Source organism: Thalassobacillus pellis (assembly GCF_016908295.1).
Classification (GTDB): domain Bacteria; phylum Bacillota; class Bacilli; order Bacillales; family Halobacillaceae; genus Thalassobacillus; species Thalassobacillus pellis.
The window spans coordinates 198,181-216,795 of record NZ_JAFBDO010000003.1; the positions used below are offsets into that span (position 1 = coordinate 198,181).

General features: G+C 41.7%; 16 protein-coding genes. 10 read left to right on the forward strand and 6 right to left on the reverse strand.

Translation table 11 applies throughout. The features are described 5' to 3' along the window. The first annotated feature begins 8 nt into the window (after positions 1-8). Positions 9-929 (forward strand): diacylglycerol kinase, encoded by a 921-nt coding sequence (locus JOC33_RS11480; RefSeq protein WP_205092672.1) that lies wholly within the window; start codon positions 9-11, stop codon positions 927-929. Positions 930-971: 42 nt separating this feature from the next. On the opposite strand, the gene JOC33_RS11485 is transcribed toward JOC33_RS11480, so the two are convergent. Next, entirely contained in the window at positions 972-1,277 is a 306-nt protein-coding gene (locus JOC33_RS11485; RefSeq protein WP_205092673.1) for a hypothetical protein, read from the reverse strand. A 245-nt stretch (positions 1,278-1,522) separates the two neighbouring features. Here JOC33_RS11485 and rlmD point away from each other — a divergent pair, with 245 nt between their 5' ends. Beyond that, positions 1,523-2,905: a 23S rRNA (uracil(1939)-C(5))-methyltransferase RlmD gene (gene rlmD, locus JOC33_RS11490; RefSeq protein ID WP_205092674.1), complete on the forward strand. Its 1,383-nt coding sequence runs from the start codon at positions 1,523-1,525 to the stop codon at positions 2,903-2,905. A 296-nt stretch (positions 2,906-3,201) separates the two neighbouring features. On the opposite strand, the gene JOC33_RS11495 is transcribed toward rlmD, so the two are convergent. Further along, positions 3,202-4,368, reverse strand: a complete 1,167-nt coding sequence (locus JOC33_RS11495; protein WP_205092675.1) for a DUF4317 domain-containing protein — start codon at positions 4,366-4,368, stop codon at positions 3,202-3,204. 263 nt (positions 4,369-4,631) lie between these two features. On the opposite strand from JOC33_RS11495, the gene JOC33_RS11500 reads away from it, so the two are divergent. From JOC33_RS11500 to JOC33_RS11525, 6 genes are all read left to right on the forward strand, one after another. Then, entirely contained in the window at positions 4,632-4,793 is a 162-nt protein-coding gene (locus JOC33_RS11500; protein ID WP_205092676.1) for a hypothetical protein, read from the forward strand. Between the two features lie 143 nt (positions 4,794-4,936). Continuing rightward, positions 4,937-5,641, forward strand: a complete 705-nt coding sequence (locus tag JOC33_RS11505; protein WP_205092677.1) for a MerR family transcriptional regulator — start codon at positions 4,937-4,939, stop codon at positions 5,639-5,641. A gap of 92 nt (positions 5,642-5,733) precedes the next feature. After that, positions 5,734-6,102 (forward strand): hypothetical protein, encoded by a 369-nt coding sequence (locus JOC33_RS11510; RefSeq protein WP_205092678.1) that lies wholly within the window; start codon positions 5,734-5,736, stop codon positions 6,100-6,102. A 234-nt stretch (positions 6,103-6,336) separates the two neighbouring features. Beyond that, on the forward strand, positions 6,337-6,951 hold the full coding sequence (locus JOC33_RS11515; protein WP_205092679.1) for a TetR/AcrR family transcriptional regulator: 615 nt from the start codon (positions 6,337-6,339) through the stop codon (positions 6,949-6,951). A gap of 14 nt (positions 6,952-6,965) precedes the next feature. Next, positions 6,966-7,670, forward strand: coding sequence for an ABC transporter ATP-binding protein (locus JOC33_RS11520; protein WP_205092680.1), 705 nt, complete (start codon positions 6,966-6,968; stop codon positions 7,668-7,670). Continuing rightward, positions 7,670-9,895: an ABC transporter permease gene (locus tag JOC33_RS11525; protein ID WP_205092681.1), complete on the forward strand. Its 2,226-nt coding sequence runs from the start codon at positions 7,670-7,672 to the stop codon at positions 9,893-9,895. Before JOC33_RS11520 ends, JOC33_RS11525 begins: the two co-directional genes overlap by 1 nt. A gap of 39 nt (positions 9,896-9,934) precedes the next feature. Here the strand turns inward: JOC33_RS11525 and JOC33_RS11530 are convergent, their stop codons facing one another. Next, a complete protein-coding gene (locus JOC33_RS11530; protein ID WP_205092682.1) occupies positions 9,935-11,860 on the reverse strand; it encodes an ABC transporter permease in 1,926 nt (641 codons plus the stop codon). After that, positions 11,847-12,614, reverse strand: a complete 768-nt coding sequence (locus JOC33_RS11535; protein WP_205092683.1) for an ABC transporter ATP-binding protein — start codon at positions 12,612-12,614, stop codon at positions 11,847-11,849. Before JOC33_RS11535 ends, JOC33_RS11530 begins: the two co-directional genes overlap by 14 nt. A 164-nt stretch (positions 12,615-12,778) precedes the next feature. Here JOC33_RS11535 and JOC33_RS11540 point away from each other — a divergent pair, with 164 nt between their 5' ends. Then, positions 12,779-13,450: a response regulator transcription factor gene (locus JOC33_RS11540; protein WP_205092684.1), complete on the forward strand. Its 672-nt coding sequence runs from the start codon at positions 12,779-12,781 to the stop codon at positions 13,448-13,450. Beyond that, positions 13,447-14,475 carry a sensor histidine kinase gene (locus tag JOC33_RS11545; RefSeq protein ID WP_205092685.1) on the forward strand — a complete coding sequence of 343 codons (1,029 nt, stop codon included), beginning with the start codon at positions 13,447-13,449 and terminating at the stop codon, positions 14,473-14,475. The genes JOC33_RS11540 and JOC33_RS11545 overlap by 4 nt, the downstream gene beginning before the upstream one ends. 55 nt (positions 14,476-14,530) lie before the next feature. Here JOC33_RS11545 and JOC33_RS11550 read toward each other — a convergent pair whose 3' ends face one another. Together JOC33_RS11550 and JOC33_RS11555 are read right to left on the reverse strand one after the other, a co-directional pair. Further along, positions 14,531-16,105 carry a BCCT family transporter gene (locus tag JOC33_RS11550; RefSeq protein WP_205092686.1) on the reverse strand — a complete coding sequence of 525 codons (1,575 nt, stop codon included), beginning with the start codon at positions 16,103-16,105 and terminating at the stop codon, positions 14,531-14,533. Between the two features lie 444 nt (positions 16,106-16,549). After that, on the reverse strand, positions 16,550-18,547 hold the full coding sequence (locus JOC33_RS11555; protein WP_205092687.1) for a YjhG/YagF family D-xylonate dehydratase: 1,998 nt from the start codon (positions 18,545-18,547) through the stop codon (positions 16,550-16,552). Between the last annotated feature and the right edge of the window lie 68 nt (positions 18,548-18,615).

Here is an 18,615-nt window from a genome sequence, read left to right on the forward strand (position 1 = left end):
GAGACCTTATGAAACGTGCTCGGATCATCTATAATCCGACCTCCGGAAGGGAAGTATTTAGAAAAGTTTTACCTGATGTACTGCAGCGCTTCGAACAAGCTGGCTATGAGACATCCACCCATGCTACGACATGTGCTGGAGATGCTACAGAAGCGGCTACCATTGCGGTACAAAGAGGTTTTGATATAGTTGTCGCAGCAGGCGGCGATGGTACGATAAACGAAGTCATCAACGGACTGGCTGAACAGGAAAACCGTCCTAAGCTTGGCATCATTCCTGTCGGCACCACGAATGACTTTGCCAGAGCCTTGTGTCTGCCTCGCAACAATATCCATAAAGCCGTTGATGTCATTTTAGATGACCATCATGTCGCTCTGGATATCGGTCGTGTGAATGATCAATATTTCATGAACATTGCCGGCGGTGGAAAACTGACTGAGCTTTCCTATGAGGTACCAAGTAAACTGAAAACAATGCTGGGCCAGCTGGCATATTATTTGAAAGGCATGGAAATGCTCCCTTCCTTACGGCCGACTTCCGTGGAAATAGAATACGACGGGAAAGAATATAAAGGGGAAATCATGCTGTTCCTCGTTTCCAACACCAATTCAGTTGGCGGTTTTGAGAAGCTTGCCCCGGATGCTAAGATGAATGACGGGTTATTTGATCTGTTGATCATCGAAAAAATGAACATGGCAGAATTCATCCGTCTTGCATCACTCGCGTTGCAAGGAAGACATTTGAATGATCCGCATATCATTTATACCAAAGCGAGTATGGTCAAAGTGCAGACAAATGAAAAGATGCAGTTGAATATTGACGGGGAATTTGGCGGATTATTGCCCGGGAAATTTGTAAACTTATATCGCCATATCGATTTTTTTGTCCCGAAAGACAGATTCAACCCGGATGATACACAAAATTGTTGATTAAAGTAAAAATCCTCGCTCTAGATGGAGCGGGGATTTTCGTTATTCCATGACTTTTATCGAAAATGCATAAAAGGAAACGCCGTTATTTTTTTCATCCTCCCCCTGCCAATAGGACATGATTTCGTAATAGTAAATGCCTGGCTCATGTGGAGTGGTGAGAGGGGTGGAACACTTTGTTTGAGTATCATTATGGATGACGGTTACATTCATATCTGTCGGTTTTTGGTGATCGTTGAAAGAGACTTGAATAGAAGAGCCGCCTTCAACAGGAATAGGATCTTGAAGAAGTTCAGGAGCACCGGCAGTATCAACACATGTTTTATCCCAGCAGTAAGAACCTTGCACAACTGGTATCGTTTCAGAGCCGACGATGACCTCGGGAAGAGGCGGTTTTTGTCCTTGCCCTGAACAGCTGGTTAGAATGATAATAATTCCAAAAAACTAATAATAAATGGTCTGCATGCAACTCACCTCGTAGATATAGTCGCTGCCTGACGTAAAGCGTTACGCACAAAGCTTTGAAAAATCGCTTTTTGCCTCGTTAGTATGTTAAAATTTTGAGAGTATAACCTTGAAAAGGACGATGTCTAATGGCTAAAAAGAAGCCACCTGTACAAAAGAATCAGACCATCGAACTGACCTTCGAAGACCTGACTCACGAAGGCGATGGAGTTGGAAAAATAGAGGGGTATCCGCTGTTTGTTCCCTATGCACTTCCAGGGGAAAAAGCTAAAGTAAAAGTCATTAAAGTAAAGAAAAACTTCGGGTTTGGCAAGCTTTTGGATGTACACGAGGCAAGCCCAGAACGAGTGGAGCCACCATGTGATGTCTTTTTCCAATGTGGAGGATGCCAAATTCAGCACATGAGATATCAGATGCAGCTGGACATGAAACAAAAACAAGTGAAAGATGCAATGAGAAAAATCGGTCATCTTGAAAATGTTCCCGTCCACCCTGTCAAGGGGATGAAGGATCCTTGGCGCTACCGTAATAAAGTCCAGATGCCAGTAGGCGAGCGTGATGGCAGACTGGTTGCAGGGTTTTATCAAAAGCGCAGCCACAATATTATCGATATGGATACTTGCGTAGTCCAGCAGGAATCTAATGACCGCATGATCGAGGCAGTGAGGCGTATCGCCGAGCGATATGGCATAGAAGCCTATGATGAAGACAATAACCGAGGAATCCTGCGTCATATCATGGTACGGACCGGCCAAAACACACAGGATGTCATGGTTGTATTGGTGACAAGAACGAAAGAACTGCCAAACAAGGACAAACTCGTGAACGAAATCCGAGAAGCCTATCCGAGTGTTAAATCGATTGTACAAAATATAAACCCTAAACAGACTAATGTCATCATGGGGAAAGAAACAACCGTGCTTTGGGGCGAAGAATATATTTATGACACAATCGGAGATATCAAATTCGCCATTTCACCGAAATCGTTCTACCAGATCAATCCGACACAGACAAAAGTGCTTTATGAGCAAGCATTGGATTATGCAGAACTTACAGGCAAAGAACAAGTCGTTGACGCCTACTGCGGAATCGGCACAATATCCCTGTTCCTTGCACAGAATGTAAAAAAAGTTTATGGTGTGGAAGTCGTTCCAGAAGCGGTGTCCGATGCCAAAGCTAATGCCAAGCTGAATAAAATTGAAAATGCCGAGTTCTATGTAGGAGAGGCAGAGAAAATCATGCCATGGTGGAAAGCACAAGGCCTGCAGCCCGATGTCATCGTTGTCGATCCTCCAAGGAAGGGCTGTGACGAAGAGCTGCTGAAGGCCATGATTGAAATGAAACCCGAACGTATCGTTTACGTATCGTGCAATCCATCCACATTAGCGCGGGATTTGCGCATCTTGGAAGATGGAGGGTTTGAGACAAAAGAGGTTCAGCCAGTGGATATGTTTCCACAGACTAGTCACGTGGAATGTGTATCTTGGCTGAAAAAAGTCAAACTAACTTGAAATAGGTGATTTGTAATCGATGCTAATAAAAAGTGGTTGTCCATCCCGGAAGATTTCAGAAAAGATGTCATCGATAATGTATTTTGCGTTTCTTGTATAGGGGCCGTTACTATAAAGGAGTTCATTATTGTACTGATCATCCTATAGGTGTTCTACTACAAGGAAAATGTGCGAATTGTGATAATGAAGTCGCAAGATTAGTGGAAATAGATGAATGAAATAAAAGGTATGATAGAACGTAAAAAGCGCTGATAGAGATGTTCCTCTACCAGCGCTTTTCGTTTGGGTTAAAGCTATTACTCCCCGAACGCTTCTGGAAGCATTTTAAAACCTTCAATCTCCGCATCCTCTTCGACTTCTATCATGATGCAGCGTTTCCCCTTATAGTTTACTTGTCGTACGTATTGCAGGTCCTGTGGACTGATGGAGATGTTAGCTATTTTCGTGTTGATTTTAATTGATTTTGATTTATATTTCGGAACGATACTGCTGGCATTCAGTTCGTACGCTTCATTGTCGGTAATTCGCTGGAAAGCTGCTTTCACTTTTTCACTCTCCACTTTCTGGCCGCTGCTATTTAAAACACGTTCCACTTCCTTGTAATCAAGCTTTGGGGCCTCGTCCTGGTCATTATCTTCGACAGCATTGTTGATTTCCTCATAAACGGTGGCAAGGGTAGATGGATTGATTTGGTCGCCAACGACATCTTTGATGACTTCTTCGAATAGCGCTTTATCCTCTTTAGCTGTCATTATTTCATCGCCGTTTAAAATTTCTTCAATAAACTGATGGTCAGGCTCATTGGCTTTTCCTGCAGCATATAGGATGTGGTTCACATCAGCAGCGTGATTTGTAAAGGAAGGGAAAAGGAATCCTGCCATGGGTGTGTTAAGGTCGATGACTGGATCGACCTCGATGTTGTACTTGAATTCTTTTTCGATATAGTCGAACTGCCACTCTCTTTTTGGCTCCTGTGTTTTGTTAATACTGCAGAGAATGAAGGAATGGGAATAAACGGCATCCCGTTCACTTTCCTCCGTTTCTTCATTACGTTTTTTCATTGGTTTCAGATATTCAGCGCGGATGAAAGTAATGACTACGTCTTTTTCGTACGGATTGTCCTTGATCATTTTTTCAGTCATCTGCAGCATTTGCTCTTTCCAATCCTCGACTTCACTGCTTAGTAAGCCTTTATGTAGAATTAGCTGCGTGTGATTTTCTGCATCGCGTTTTAATTTAAGTTCAAATAACTTTTCATTCAGCTGGCCAGTCAGTACTTTCTTGAAATTGTTCATAAAAAGTTCCTGTTGATCTCTATCAAGCATTTCGAATGGCTGGCTCTGGTGGTGGTAGATGTCAGTCGTTTCTTTCATAATGTATACGTTAAAGATGTCAGAGATCTTTAAAAGGTCGTTGTCTACTTTAAGCTGCCGGCGAATCCCTGCTATATCTTTTTTGTTCATGAAACGTCAACTCCTAAGCTCTATAGTTGTCATTCAATGGTAAATGATTCTTCTATTTTAACATGGCAAGTAATAGTATAGACGGTGAATTTTGAGGGATAGCTTAATGAACTTCTACGATAGCAGGGGAGGAAGTAGAAAGGGCATAGAGTAGTGAAAGGCGATATGATGCAAAGCATTATATGGAGACTGTTAGATAGAGTATTTTGAAATCCTGTATCGGTAAGCGATATGTAGGGATGGGTGTCAAGGGAGACAGCAAGATGAAGTATCGCTATGCGATATTGTCCTACTCCAGTATATTAATCAATGAAGTGCTTGTATCGCTAAGCAATACAAGCGATACCTCAACTGTATCGACACCCGATACAGTACTGGTAGTATTTAAAAATCAAACAGGCAAGCGATATGCACCTCGGCCATAATGAATATTACGATAGTCTCAATTGTCATAGATTTACTAATATTATGGGCTGAACGGCCCTTTATATTTTTTGTATCGTTAGGCGATATAACTCTTGCAAATCTAGTAAAAAACCTTCATATTTAAAAGAAAAGGAGGTACTGTATGCGACACGATATACAACCGAATGAACGTGCTTTCACTACGAAAGAAGTGGCTGAAGAAGTGGGCATTGCGACTCCGACTGTCCGGAAATATGGCCAAATCTTAGAACGCAACGGGTATGAGTTCTTTAAAGATGGCGATCGGCGTATTTTTGTGAAGTCTGATGTTGAAGCGCTCATAGCGATACGCGATACGGACTTGCCATTAGATGAAACGGCCAAAGGTCTTGTAAAGCGGCAGAAGGAAAGGCTGGAATCGGAGGAAACCAGTGTAGCGGTTAGCGATACATATGATAATTCCCTTCAGGATCCGAATCAACTGAAGGAGTACTTAAAGCTGTTGACTCAGGAACTAGCGGCGACTCGTGAGATGAATGTGCAATTATCAAACGATATGTCCCAGTTGAAAACCACTGTTTCCAGATTGCAGCAGGACCACCATGTGATTAGCGCCGGTATTGGAAATTCAGCTCAAAAGACCCAGATGAAAATAGAAAAGCTGACAGAGCAGCAAAGAACGCAATATGAGAGTTTGCTGGAACAAGAACGTGAAAAAAGTGAATATCTTGAACGTGAGCTTCAAAGTATGCGTGAAGAACAGCAAAGAGAGTGGCGTTCCCAAAATGACTTTAATAAAAAGCTTGAGGAGTCGGTCAACAGACCTAAGGGAACCTGGGAGAAGATTTTAGATATTTTCCGCAGTTAGAAATCATCCATCTATTATTATTGCTCTATGAATAGCGCTTGGGTCTGAATGGATTCAAGTGTTTTTGTTTGGCATGAAACGGGAGGAAGATAATGAAGGATTGGAAGAAATATATAACATTTATTTTGTTTGAACTGATGCTTTTCATTGCAGGCTTCAAATATTACTATCCAGATATGTTGCTGCCTGAAGTGAAACCGAGTATTTTTATTTTCATTTCCGCTGTCCTAATTTTTGCTCTTAGTTACTTATTCAAAACAGATTTTAAGTTGGAGGAGCCATTAGATGTCATCCTTTTGGTTCTGTTTGCTGGTTTTTTTACTGTGCTTAATTTAATAGATCCAGCCAAGGAAGCTATTCTTTCTTTTGATACGGCTTTTTATTGGCTATTGATTGCAGTAACAATTTATAAGATTTTTAAATGGATATCCAACAGAGACAAGCGGCATTCTGACAATTAGTCAGAGTGCTCTTTTTTATTTTCTGGGAAATGAAAACTTGATTTTCGTGAAAAACCTTTTGCAGTGGGCTGCATCCCGTCTCTGGCCATTCAAGTTCTTAAGTGGATCCTATCAGAACAATTGGGACTTTTTGCTATGGAGCGGTTTTGACAATGATGGCATACCATACTATAATATGAATATATTCATAAATGAACGCGTTCATTTTTAAAAAGCAGAATAGGAGGTCCACGTATGGCGGGTTTGCGTGAAGAAAAAAAGAAGCAGAACCAAAGGAATATCATCCAGACAGCAAGGAAGATTTTTACCGAGAAAGGGTATGCCAACACTACCATGACTACGATTGCCAAGGAAGCTAATGTCGGTACTGGGACGATCTACAATTATTATCCTTCGAAGGGGGCACTGCTGCTGACCATTTTTACAGAGGAAGTAGCAGAATTAGAAAAAGAAAATGAGATTTACATGAAACCGGCGAGTGGAAGTCTGATTGACACAGTAATGGCATTGATGAAGGATTTCACTGGTTTCTTTGACTTATATTCAAAAGAGTTCTGGCGGGAAATCATGCATGTCATGACAGAGGAAACTGACGAAAGCATTCAGTTACGCCGCGGATTGTTCGGGCTTGATGAGGAAGCCATGCAATGGGTGGAAGAGGTCATTGAAGTTAACGAAGACCGTTTTATCGTGCCGGTAAATCCGAAAGAGGCAGCCAGTGCTGTCTATGGTGTGACGTTAATGCAGACGATGAATTACATCTATGAAGAAGAAATGACAAAAGCCCAATTTTTACAGCAGCTCCATAAACAGATTGAATTTATATTTACCGGAAAGTTAAAAGGCTGAATGGAGGAAGGCATATGAGTAAGTTGCTGGAGGTAACAGGTGTCAACAAGTCATATCAAAGTGGTGGATCTCCTTTCCAGGCATTATCTGATGTACATCTAAGCATTGAACGAGGGGAAATTGTCGTGATCTTAGGACCGTCCGGATCAGGAAAGTCCACGCTTTTGAATGCGATTGGCGGGGTGGATCAGGTGGATGACGGTGAAATTCACGTTGCAGGGGAAGATATTACCCGGTTTCATGATAATAATCTGGTCGATTACCGTCGGGAAAAGGTAGGCTTTGTTTTTCAAATGTATAACCTGATCCCGAATCTGACCGTTTATGAAAACATAGAACTCACTTCTCATATCAGCAAGTCGCCGCTTGATATCGATGAATTGATTCATGCAGTTGGCCTTAAAGGAATGGCGGACCGTTTTCCAAGGGAACTGAGCGGTGGCCAGCAGCAGCGGGTATCGATTGCCCGTGCAATCGTTCGGAAACCGGAACTGCTTCTTTGTGATGAGCCGACTGGTGCTCTTGATTCCAGCACATCCAAGGAAATCCTTTCACTTATCCATCAAATGAATCAAAAGTATAACACTACGGTGTTGATCATCACACACGACCAGGGGATTACGGAGATGGCGGATCGTATCATCACGTTAAAAGACGGAAGAGTCGAATCGGATGTTAAAAATGAGCAGCCAGTTCTTCCTGAAAGGATGGAAGGCTGATGCCATTATGGAAAAAGCTTTTCAGGACGATTGCTGAGAAGAAAGCACAATATTTCTCCGCATGGCTGCTCGTTGTCATAAGTTCGGCGTTGTTTTACGCATTTACAGCTGCAGGGGCTAATCTGGTCGATAATCTGGAAACCTTTTATCAGGAAAACAACGTGGAAGATGCCCGATTTTTTGTCCAGCATCCATTAAAAAGTCCTCAGCAGTTGGAAGATAGGTTCCATGTACAGCTGGAAAAACAAATGTCTCTGGATGTTTCGATGGATGAAAATACTGACCTGCGCCTGATCAGCAATTCTGAAAAGATTAATCAGTATTCGGTTATTGAAGGGGAGAAGCTGCAAACAAAGGATGAAATTCTGTTGGATCAAGGTTTTGCAAAGGCCCATGCACTTGCTGTCGGGGAAGAAATGGAGTTAAAAGGAAAAACGTTCACTGTTGCAGGCACAATGGCGACTCCTGCATATATCTATCCATTGAAGTCCACTTCCGGGTTCCTTAAAAATCCGGATGCTTTTGGCGTAGCGATTGTCCAGGAGGATATATTGAAGAAATGGGAGAATGCCCATGACTATTACACGGTTCGTTTTCAGGAAGATAACAGGGGAGCATTCAAGGAAGCTGTTACCGAACAAAACCAAATCCTGAACTGGGTGGATAAAGAGGACAATAACCGGATTACTTTCATAAAAGGTGATATCACAGGCATCAAAAAAATGGGGGAAACCCTTCCTATTGGTATTCTCCTTATTACGCTTGTCATCATCAGTATTTTGCTCTGGAGATTGATGAAAAAGGAGTACGTGCAGATCGGTACTTTGTATGCACTCGGTTATAAAAAAGCTGAAATCATCAGGCACTATCTCAGTTATGCCGCTATTCTCGCGGTTACAGGAAGTCTCGCAGGAACAGTAATCGGATGGCTCCTAATGCATCCTTTGATGGCATCGTTTGCTCACTTTTATAATCTTCCAGTACTAGACACAAATCCATATTTCCCTTACCTGATCGTCAGTTTCCTGCTGCCAATGGTTTTCTTTCTTCCGCTGACCTATCTGCTAGTCCGCCGCGTGCTGAAGATTCCACCGGTTACCTTGATGAAAGGCGGAACGTTAAAAACAAAGGTAAATCGCATAGAACGTTTATTCAAGTTAAGGAAGCTGGACTTCAAGAAAAAATTTATTACGAGGGATATATTACGGAACCTTCCAAGGAGCGGATTTTTAGCGATTGGCGTCCTGTTCGCATCTCTTCTATTATTAATGGGATTCATCACCAAGGATTCGATGACTTACCTTGTAGATGAAAATTTTGAGAATGTCTACCATTATCAATACGAATATACTTTCAACCAGCTGCAAACGGGAGAACCTGAACATGGGCAGGCTGCAGCAAGTGCTCCTTTTGTAGTGCAAGATGATGAAGACCAGTCGCTAACCATAACAGGATTAAAACCGGGTAATACTGCTATTCAACTGGAAAGCATGACAGGAGAAGAGCTTGATTTTGATTCAGTAATCATGAATAAGTCGCTTGCTGAGAAGCTGGAGATATCCCCGGGTGATTCGCTTGAAGTCACAAATCAACTGTCAGGGGAAACCTTCTCCGTTACGGTTGATCATATTGCCAACTCCTACCTTGGAGATATGATCTACATGCCGCTTAAAAAATTCAATCAGCTGAATGGCTATCCTGAAAATAGTTATACGACTGTCTATTCCGATCAAAAACTTGATATTCCACAGGAAAAGCTGGCTGCTAAATCAGAAATATCCGATATGGTATCCGGTTTCGAAAAGATGATTGAGCCTCTTAATTACTTCATTGTTGCAATTGCATTGGCTGCAGCTGTTATCGCGATCATCATTATGTATATACTTATTTCGTTGATGATTGAGGAAAACAGCTATAAAATTTCGCTGATGAAAGTGCTTGGCTACCATAACAGAGAGATCCATAAGCTGGTGATCGGCTATAATCGCTGGTTTGTCATTCTCGGCTTTTTGTTGGGTATTCCAGTGACTTTTGTTTCTACATCCGCATTGTTAAATTCAGTTACGGCTGAAATGAATATCACGATTCCGGTAAAGATCGACTGGATAAACATCCTGATCAGTTTCTTTGTCATACTGGGTGCCTACTATGTCACCGTCCTGTTGAATAAACGCCAGCTTAAAAAGATATCCATGCAGGAAGCAATCAACCGAAGTACGGAATAACAAAAGAGGCAGAAACCTGATTTGGTTTCTGCTTCTATTTTATCTATTCACGATTTTATTGTAGGTATGAGCTGTCATTAAATAATAGATGGCATAGATCAAGATGAAAGCTGTAATTGCAGTAATGATTGGAATCAGGATACTGGATCCGATTAAATTAGAAATGAAATTAGTGATGAAGATTAATATGACTATGCTATGAACTATGCCAATAACTAACGGCAGGCTGAATACGAAAAGAATTTGTTTTTTAATGGAGTTTCTTATTTTGCTTTTGCTGACTCCGATATTACGAAGGATCTCGTAATTATATCGGACTTCATTGGCTTCGGTCAATTGTTTGAAGTAAAGGATACTTCCTGTCGCTGCCAGGAAAACCAGCCCTAAAAATCCAAAGATAAACAGGTTAAGTGCGTTACCTTCTTTTCCCTGTTTATATTGAGTATAGAAGGTAGAAGACACTTGGAAGTCTTCTGACAATAATTTATTTAATGTTTTTGCTGTTTCCTTTGTAGCTGTTTCATTTTCTACTTCATAAACCTTATAGGTCTTAGCTGGCATGTACTCAGTAATTTCAGCAAACAATTGATCGCTTATTACTATATAAAAATCCGGGTAATCAAACGGTAAGACACTTCCCTTAAACATGTCTACGAACTTTAACCTCATCGTGTCTTGTGGAAGATTCAGTTTGATGTTTTCGCCTATAAAATCGGAAGGGGCGTATTCTGTAAGTCTAGGTTGTATCACAACTGCTTCATTGCCTGATAAGGTGGCATTAAATTCTCTGTCCAAAGCTTTAGCAGCCTGGTTGTATGTGCTCTCAGGGATTAATTTAACCGGGTTCAGTTCATAATCAAGGTCAAAAGAGAGTTCGCCTTTCACGGGTACAACAGGGATATCAAGTGCAGATTCTATTGCATGTACTTTATCCTTTTGAATGATGTTGCGAACTTTTTCATCCTGCTGTTCGTTTTTTGACAGATGGTTGTAACTGAATGGAACAAGGCCTCTTGCACTCTCCTTGTTTCCGTAATAGCCTGTATAAGTTGCGGTGAAAAAGCCGATCGTTGCAGCACTTAATAAGGCTATAACAGTGAATGTCCGTGCATTACCCCTGATCCTGTATATTAACTGGGAAATGTTAATAAGGTTCGTTCCTTTATAAAAGAGTCTTTTATTTGTCTGTAATAATTTTAAAAGATAAAAGGTGACTGAACGAAAGAATAAATGAGTTCCAGTTACCAGTAACAGTAGGGAGACCCCATAGTTCTTTAATAAATATTCTAAATCAAGTACATCTGGAAATGGCCTGACAATCAACCAGTAACTAATCACAAGCAATACAACACCAGCTAAAGAAGAAAGAAATGAAGCCTTTGGCATTTGTTCCTCTTGTTTCTCTGCCTGAAAAAGCTCAATTAATTTAAAGCGATATATTAAACGATACCCTTGAATTGATGTAATCATAATAATTACTATAAAAACAGCTGACGTTTGTGCAATGGCAAGGAAAGATATTCCAAAATCAACTTCGGCAGCAGAACCCATCAGTCTGATCAATATCAGCGAAAATAACTTCGACAACAGTGAGCCAACAATAATTCCGACAACTAATGCAATCAGACCCATAACCAGATTTTCATAAAACAATAATTTTCCAATTGTTTTCTTCTTAAGGCCGAGTAAAGAATATAATCCTAATTCCTTTTTTCTCCTCCTGGTAAAAAAAGAATTAGAATAAAAGATGAAGGTGGAGACAAATATAAGCAGCATAAAAGATGAAATCATAAACATAAAACTCATCGTATCTGATAATTCAATACTATCCTGTATTTCTTCACTATATTGAAGGGAGACAAAAGTGAAATAGATTACCATACTGAAGACCATAGATATAAAATAAACAAAATAATGCCTGAAGTTACCCTGGATATTCTTTTTCGCTAAACTAAATAATGTCATTTGCCTCGCCTCCGAGTGCTGCTAATATATCTAATATTTTGTTGAAGAATTTTTTTCTGGATTTGTTTCCTTTTATCAGCTCCGTGAAAAGTTTTCCGTCTTTTATAAAGAGAATACGCTGGCTGTAACTTGCTGCATAGGCATCATGAGTGACCATCAGGATGGTGGCATTGTCGTTTGAACTTAAATCCTTCAAGGTCTCTAATAGATCAGTTGCTGACTTGGAATCCAACGCCCCGGTCGGCTCATCGGCAAGTACCAGGGTTGGATTCGTGATAATCGCCCGGGAAGCAGCAGTTCTTTGCTTCTGTCCTCCTGATATTTGATAGGGATATTTATCCAATATTGGCTCAATTCCAAACCTCCTGGCTACTGCGTTTAATCTCTGTGCTATATCAGTAACACTTGTTTTTGCGAGAGCTAACGGGAGTATGATGTTTTCCTTTACGGTCAGCGTATCTAACAAGTTATAATCCTGAAAGATGAACCCCAGCTTGTCGTGGCGGAAGGCTGCCAAAGTATCTTCACTCATATCAGTTATATTGCTGCTGTCAATTGTAATATCTCCCGATGTCGGCTCATCGATAGTCGCGAGTATATTCAGCAATGTAGACTTCCCTGCTCCTGAAGGTCCCATAATGCCTACGAATTCGCCTTCCTGGACAGACAGATCAATGTCTTCTAACGCAGTGAATACATTTCCTCTGGTGCCATATATCTTCTTAACTCTTTTTGCTTCCAATATTGTTTTCATGAATAAAATCCTCCTGCATTTGTTTATGTCTTCATTGTATCGGATAAAAGTATTTTTCAACCTTACAGTTTCCCGGTGTACCTTACAATTTTGTCACTATGATGAAAATCGTTGTTATTTTAGTTAATCTTAGGGATAAAGATGAAAACAGAGGAAGGTGCTCTATGAAAGTGATGATTGTAGAAGACGAGCCGACAATCAGGAAGTTGTTAGGAGATTCGATTAAAAAATATAATTTCGATGTCCATTCACTTGAAGATTTTAATGATGTATTAGGTTCCTACCTGAAAGAAAAGCCTCATATTATTTTGCTGGATATTAACCTGCCTATTTTTGATGGATTCTACTGGTGTGATAAAATCCGGGAAATATCCCAAGTGCCGATTATTTTCGTATCATCGAGAGGCACGCCTATGGATATGGTAATGGCGATGAATATGGGCGGAGATGATTATATCCAAAAACCGTTTGATATGGAAGTTGTGATCGCTAAAATAAGCGCTTTATTGCGGAGAACCTACTCCTATGTTGATAAACAGCCGAATGTCCTAGAACATAAGGGGATTATTTTAAATGTAGACAGTTGGAATATCAGCTGTAAGGATGAAAATGTAGAGCTTACAAAAACAGAGTTCATCATCCTTCAACTTCTCATGCAAAACAAGGGAAGCATTGTAAGCCGTAATAAAATGATGCGCAGGTTATGGAAGGATGAAAATTTCGTCGATGACAATACGCTGACAGTCAATATCAATCGGTTAAGGAAAAAAATTGCCCAGCTTAGTAAAGAAGAATTTATTACTACAAAAAAGGGAGAAGGTTATATAATTCTATGAATGCAGTGACATTCCTCAAGGATAGGATTCCTTTCCTTACTTTCTATATCACAATCATGTCATTCGTTTCTCTGATCATGTTTCTTAGCGTCGAGCACCATAATGCAGCTAATAATATTCTTTATACCAACATTACCTGTCTCTTTATTACTTTAATTTATCTGGCAGCAGGCTATTATAGGAAATGGGATTTTTATAGGGGGATAAATCAAGCAGCTAGGAATGATGAACACCATGAAATCACCCCGTTGCTTCCAGAACCCAAAAACGGGGAACAGAACTTATACATGGAGCTTCTGAAAAAATTAGACAGGGAGAAGATTAAACAGCTTGAAAATTTACAATCTGAAAAAAAGGATCAGCAGGAGTTCATTTTGTCATGGATTCATGAAATAAAACTGCCTATTGCTGCCAGCCATATGCTGATTGAAAACCATGATGATACATCTGTGGAAATCCTTGCAGATAAATTAGAAAATGAACTTAGCAAAATCGAGGAATATGTAGATCAAGCCTTGTATTACTCAAAGATTGATTCCTTTTCCAAAGACTATTTCATTACCGAAGTAAACATAAATAAAATTGTTAAAAACAGCGTGAAGAAGTATTCCAAACACTTCATTAATAAGAGAATCAGCCTTGGGGTGTGGGACGAAAAACAAACTGTGCAAAGTGACAGCAAGTGGCTTGGTTTTATCATTGACCAAGTTATGGCTAATGCGCTGAAATACACAGAAGAAGGTGGCAAGATTAATATTTTGTTTGAGGAAAATGATGTAGAAAAACGTTTAATATTGGAAGATGATGGGGTGGGGATTTCTCCTGAGGACATACCAAGGGTCTTTGAAAAAGGGTTTACCGGAGCGGTTGGAAGGACACATAACAAAGCCACGGGAATGGGTTTATACCTTTCCAGACAGTTAGCAGGAAAACTTGGCCATGAAATGTCGATTTCTTCTAAAGAAGGAAAGTATACGAAGGTGAACATTCATTTTCCTAAAATCAGAAACTACTACCGGTTATAGGTACTCTTTTCAAGCAAAGGAAAGACCTCTCTTGGATTGGAGAGGTCTTTCTATGTTAAGAATTATAGTTTTTAATCTGCTCGGTAATTTTACGCTGCCGTTCGAGTTCTTCCTGCCGGCGGGCTTCCCGGTAATCCTCGCGTATCGCTTTTAACAGCGATATGGCAGCGACAAACAATACAATGGAGAAAGGTAATGCCCCGACAAGGGATGCTGTCTGGAGTCCACTCAGTCCGGCACTGATGATCAGGATGATTGCGATGGCTGCAATCAGGGTCCCCCAGATCCCTTTTAGAATAACAGATGGATTCGGATCCCCATTAGATGTCATCATGCCAAGCACAAACGTTGCCGAGTCTGCTGATGTAATCAGGAAAGTGAACAACAGGCAGATAGACAGGACAGATAAAATTGTCCCTAAAGGCAAATGCTCCAGCATGCTGTAAAGGGCAGAAGTGGTGTCCTGTGCTACAGCCCCGGCTATATCCGTACCATGGAATAGATCCAGGTTGATGGCCGTTCCACCAAAAATACCGATCCAGATAATGCCGATAAACGGAGGTGCTACCATTACACCAAGAACGAATTCCCGTACTGTTCGTCCACGGGAAATACGGGCAACAAACATCCCGACGAATGGAGACCAGGCAATGGTCCATGCCCAATAATAAACCGGCCAGTCCTGAACCCATGTACCGTTCGTATACTGGTCAAGCCTCAAGCTTGCCTGGAAGAAGTTTTGCAGATAGTCACCAATACCCATGGTAATCGTTTCCAAAATAAAGCCAGTAGGACCGATAAATAATACGGTCAACATAAGGATCAATGCCAGTGCAAGGTTGATATTACTTAAGTATTTGATTCCACGGTCAAGACCCGAAAATGTGGAAGCCATAAAGAAGATAAACATGATTAGAACAATGATGATTTGTGTAGTTGTCCCGCCAGGAACGGCAAAGACAGCATCTAGTCCACCATTAATTTGCAGAACACTTAAGCCGAGAGTGGTCGCAACCCCCATCACTGTCGCGATAACTGCAGTTATGTCGATGGCGTTTCGCAGCGGCTTTTTGCCCGTACTGCCAATAACAGAGTTCATTGTGTCACTGATTAAGCTTCGTTCCTGCTGGCGGTAGATGAAGTACGAGAGTGCCAGTCCAACGAAAGTGAAAGACGCCCACTGGTGGACACCATTATTGAAGAATGCGTTCCACATCGCTGCCCTGGCAGCTTCAGGAGTTTCCGGTTCTACACCTGCAAATGGGGGCGGAGAACCAAAGTGAGTCATCGGCTCAGCAACTCCCCAGAAAACGATACTGACACCAAAACCACAACTGAACAACATGGCAATCCATGTGAACAATGGATATTTCGGTCTGACGTCGTCGCCGCCTAGTCTGATTTTTCCGTACTTACTGAAAGCCATATAAAAATTAAATACTACTAAAAATAGCACAAACACCATATAGAACCACCCGAATGTTTCGGCAATGAAGCTATATACGATGTCTGCTGAATCAGCAAGCTGTTTTGGAGCGGCTGCTCCCCAAATGGCAAATATAAGGATAATAGAAAAGGATACCCAAAAAATGCTGTTCATAAAATTAGTTTTTTTCTTGTTTTCATCCATATAATGTCTCCTTTTAAGATAATGTAGTAGGAAAATTATTATGAAAGCTGTATTTCTCCTGTCGTTTTCCAGGCATCAACCCCTATGGACAAAATACTTTCCCTTTACCCTATACCCAATAGAAATTAAATTAATGTCACAAAAATAACAATTAATTGGGAAATTTACAACCAGAAATTTCTAAAAATTAAGACAACACATCCTTCGTACTATAAAAAGTCCCGGAACGCCTGGAGAAGGCTCTGAAAAACGCAAGATTTAGAAAAGGTATGATTAAAAACGGTCTGTATGGAATTTTTATGTCCATGCAGACCGTTTTGTCTAGGATTTTCTAAAAATGGATGGTGAGCTGAGGCCGTGCCCGCGGCAAGCATCCGCCGGCAAGCGATTCGTATGAATTAACAACAAACTTTCAGAGTTCCTTCAGGTTGGCCGTATCCAGCTCTAGCTTTTGTTGATTATTCGCTTGTCTTTTTCCAAAGCTTTTTCTCCTGCCTCAAGTGTTTCAATGATCCGGTCCACGTCATAGACACTGCCGCGCCATGTTCCCCCGCTCACTTTCTGTAATGCAGCCCACAATCTGGTATCGTCAGGAAGGTGGTCGTGAGGGCGGATTCCTTCATGCTGGTCTCTACCTTCAAGTATCCTGGAACCTTCCTCAGCAGTAACGATATTTTCATCTGTTCCCAGGAAGTTTATGCTTCCAGTCAGTTGCTTTGTATCAATAGAAACTTCCACAATATCTTCATCCTTCAGTTTTCCAATCGGTCCGCCTGCAAGCCCCTCAGGGCCGATATGGCCGATACACGCCCCCGTGGATACTCCGGAAAAGCGGGCATCTGTCAGCAGGGTGACATATTTTCCATAGGATAAATGCTTGAGTGCGGAAGTAAGCTGATAAGTTTCTTCCATTCCTGTCCCTAAAGGGCCGCATCCGGTTACTACCATGATATCTCCTTTTTTGATATGTCCGTCCCGGATTGCGGTAATGGCATTTCTTTCACTGGTAAAAACTTTAGCTTTTCCTTTGTGATAAAAAACACCTTGCTCATCAATTACTTCCGGATCGATGGAGGTAGACTTAATGATGGATCCTTCAGGAGCAATATTTCCTATTGGAAAAGTGATCGTAGAACTCATGCCCTTTTCCTCAGCCTGCGTTGGGGACATGATTACATCCTCAGCCTGAATCTGATCAGCTTCTTCTAGTCGCTGCTTCATTTTTTTTCTGCGGTCTGATTGTTCCCACCAATCCAGGTTTTCCCCTAATGTTTTCCCCGTCACCGTCAGCACGTCCAAATAAAGCAGTCCCAAATCACGTAAATGAAGCATGACTTCTGGAACTCCGCCGGCAAGATAAGCTCGGACAGTCGGGTGATAATCCGGACCATTAGGTAAAACGCTTACAATTCTTGGCGTGCTTCGGTTAACTTTAATCCAGTCTTCCACTGCTGGAATGGTGCATCCAGCTGCGTGGGCGATTGCCGGAATGTGCAGCAGAAGGTTGGTGGACCCGCCAAAAGCAGCATGGACGACCATGGCATTGTGTATTGCCTCATCTGTGACGATGTCTTTGGTGGTTGTTTTCTCCTTAACGAGTTCAACTGCAGCCCGTGCCGACTGCCTCGCCATTTCCTTCCAAATGTCCTGGCCAGATGGCGCAAGCGCTGCATGGGGAATAGATAAGCCTAGTGCTTCTCCGACCACTTGAGCCGAAGCGGCTGTACCAAGAAATTGGCAGCCTCCCCCTGGAGTGGCACAGGCGCGGCATCCCAGTTCAGCAGCTTCTTTAAGGGAAAGTTCTTCATTGGAGTAGCGTGCGCCGATGGTTTGAACCTTACCTGCATCTTCTCCGGAAATAGGAGGGAGGGTAACCCCTCCGGGAATAATGACAGTCGGAAGGTCATGCATGGAAGCAAGGGCAATCATCATGGCAGGCAGCCCTTTGTCACAAGTAGCCACCCCAATGACAGCTTTTCGTGTCGGCAAGGATCGAATCAACCGCCGGTAAACCTGTGCTGCATCATTACGATAAGGGAAAGAATCGAACATTCCAAAAGTGCCCTGTGAACGGCCATCACAAGGGTCGCTTACGTAAGCTGCGAAAGGGACACCCTGAAATCGTGAGACTTCTTTGGCTGCTTCTTTCATCAGCATATCCACTTCCCAATGACCAGTATGGTATCCAAGTGCAATTGGTTCGCCGTCATTTCCCTTGATTCCTCCTTGTGTACTGAGCAGGAGGACTTGGTCACCCTGTAGTTGGTCCGGTTTCCAGCCCATACCGACGTTTTGGGACAATCCAAATAAATCACCGCTCGGGGAATTACGGAGCATGTGATCAGTAAGGGGGAGGGAACCTTCAGGACCAGGTGCCTTCGTTTTGATCTCCTGGATGTCAGCTTCTGAAAGGGTCATCAGTTCATCGATTGTGTAAGTCATAAAATACACTCCTTTAGTTTCACTTGTAAAATGATTATGAATATTGGGAATATTTTTGTCAAAACTCG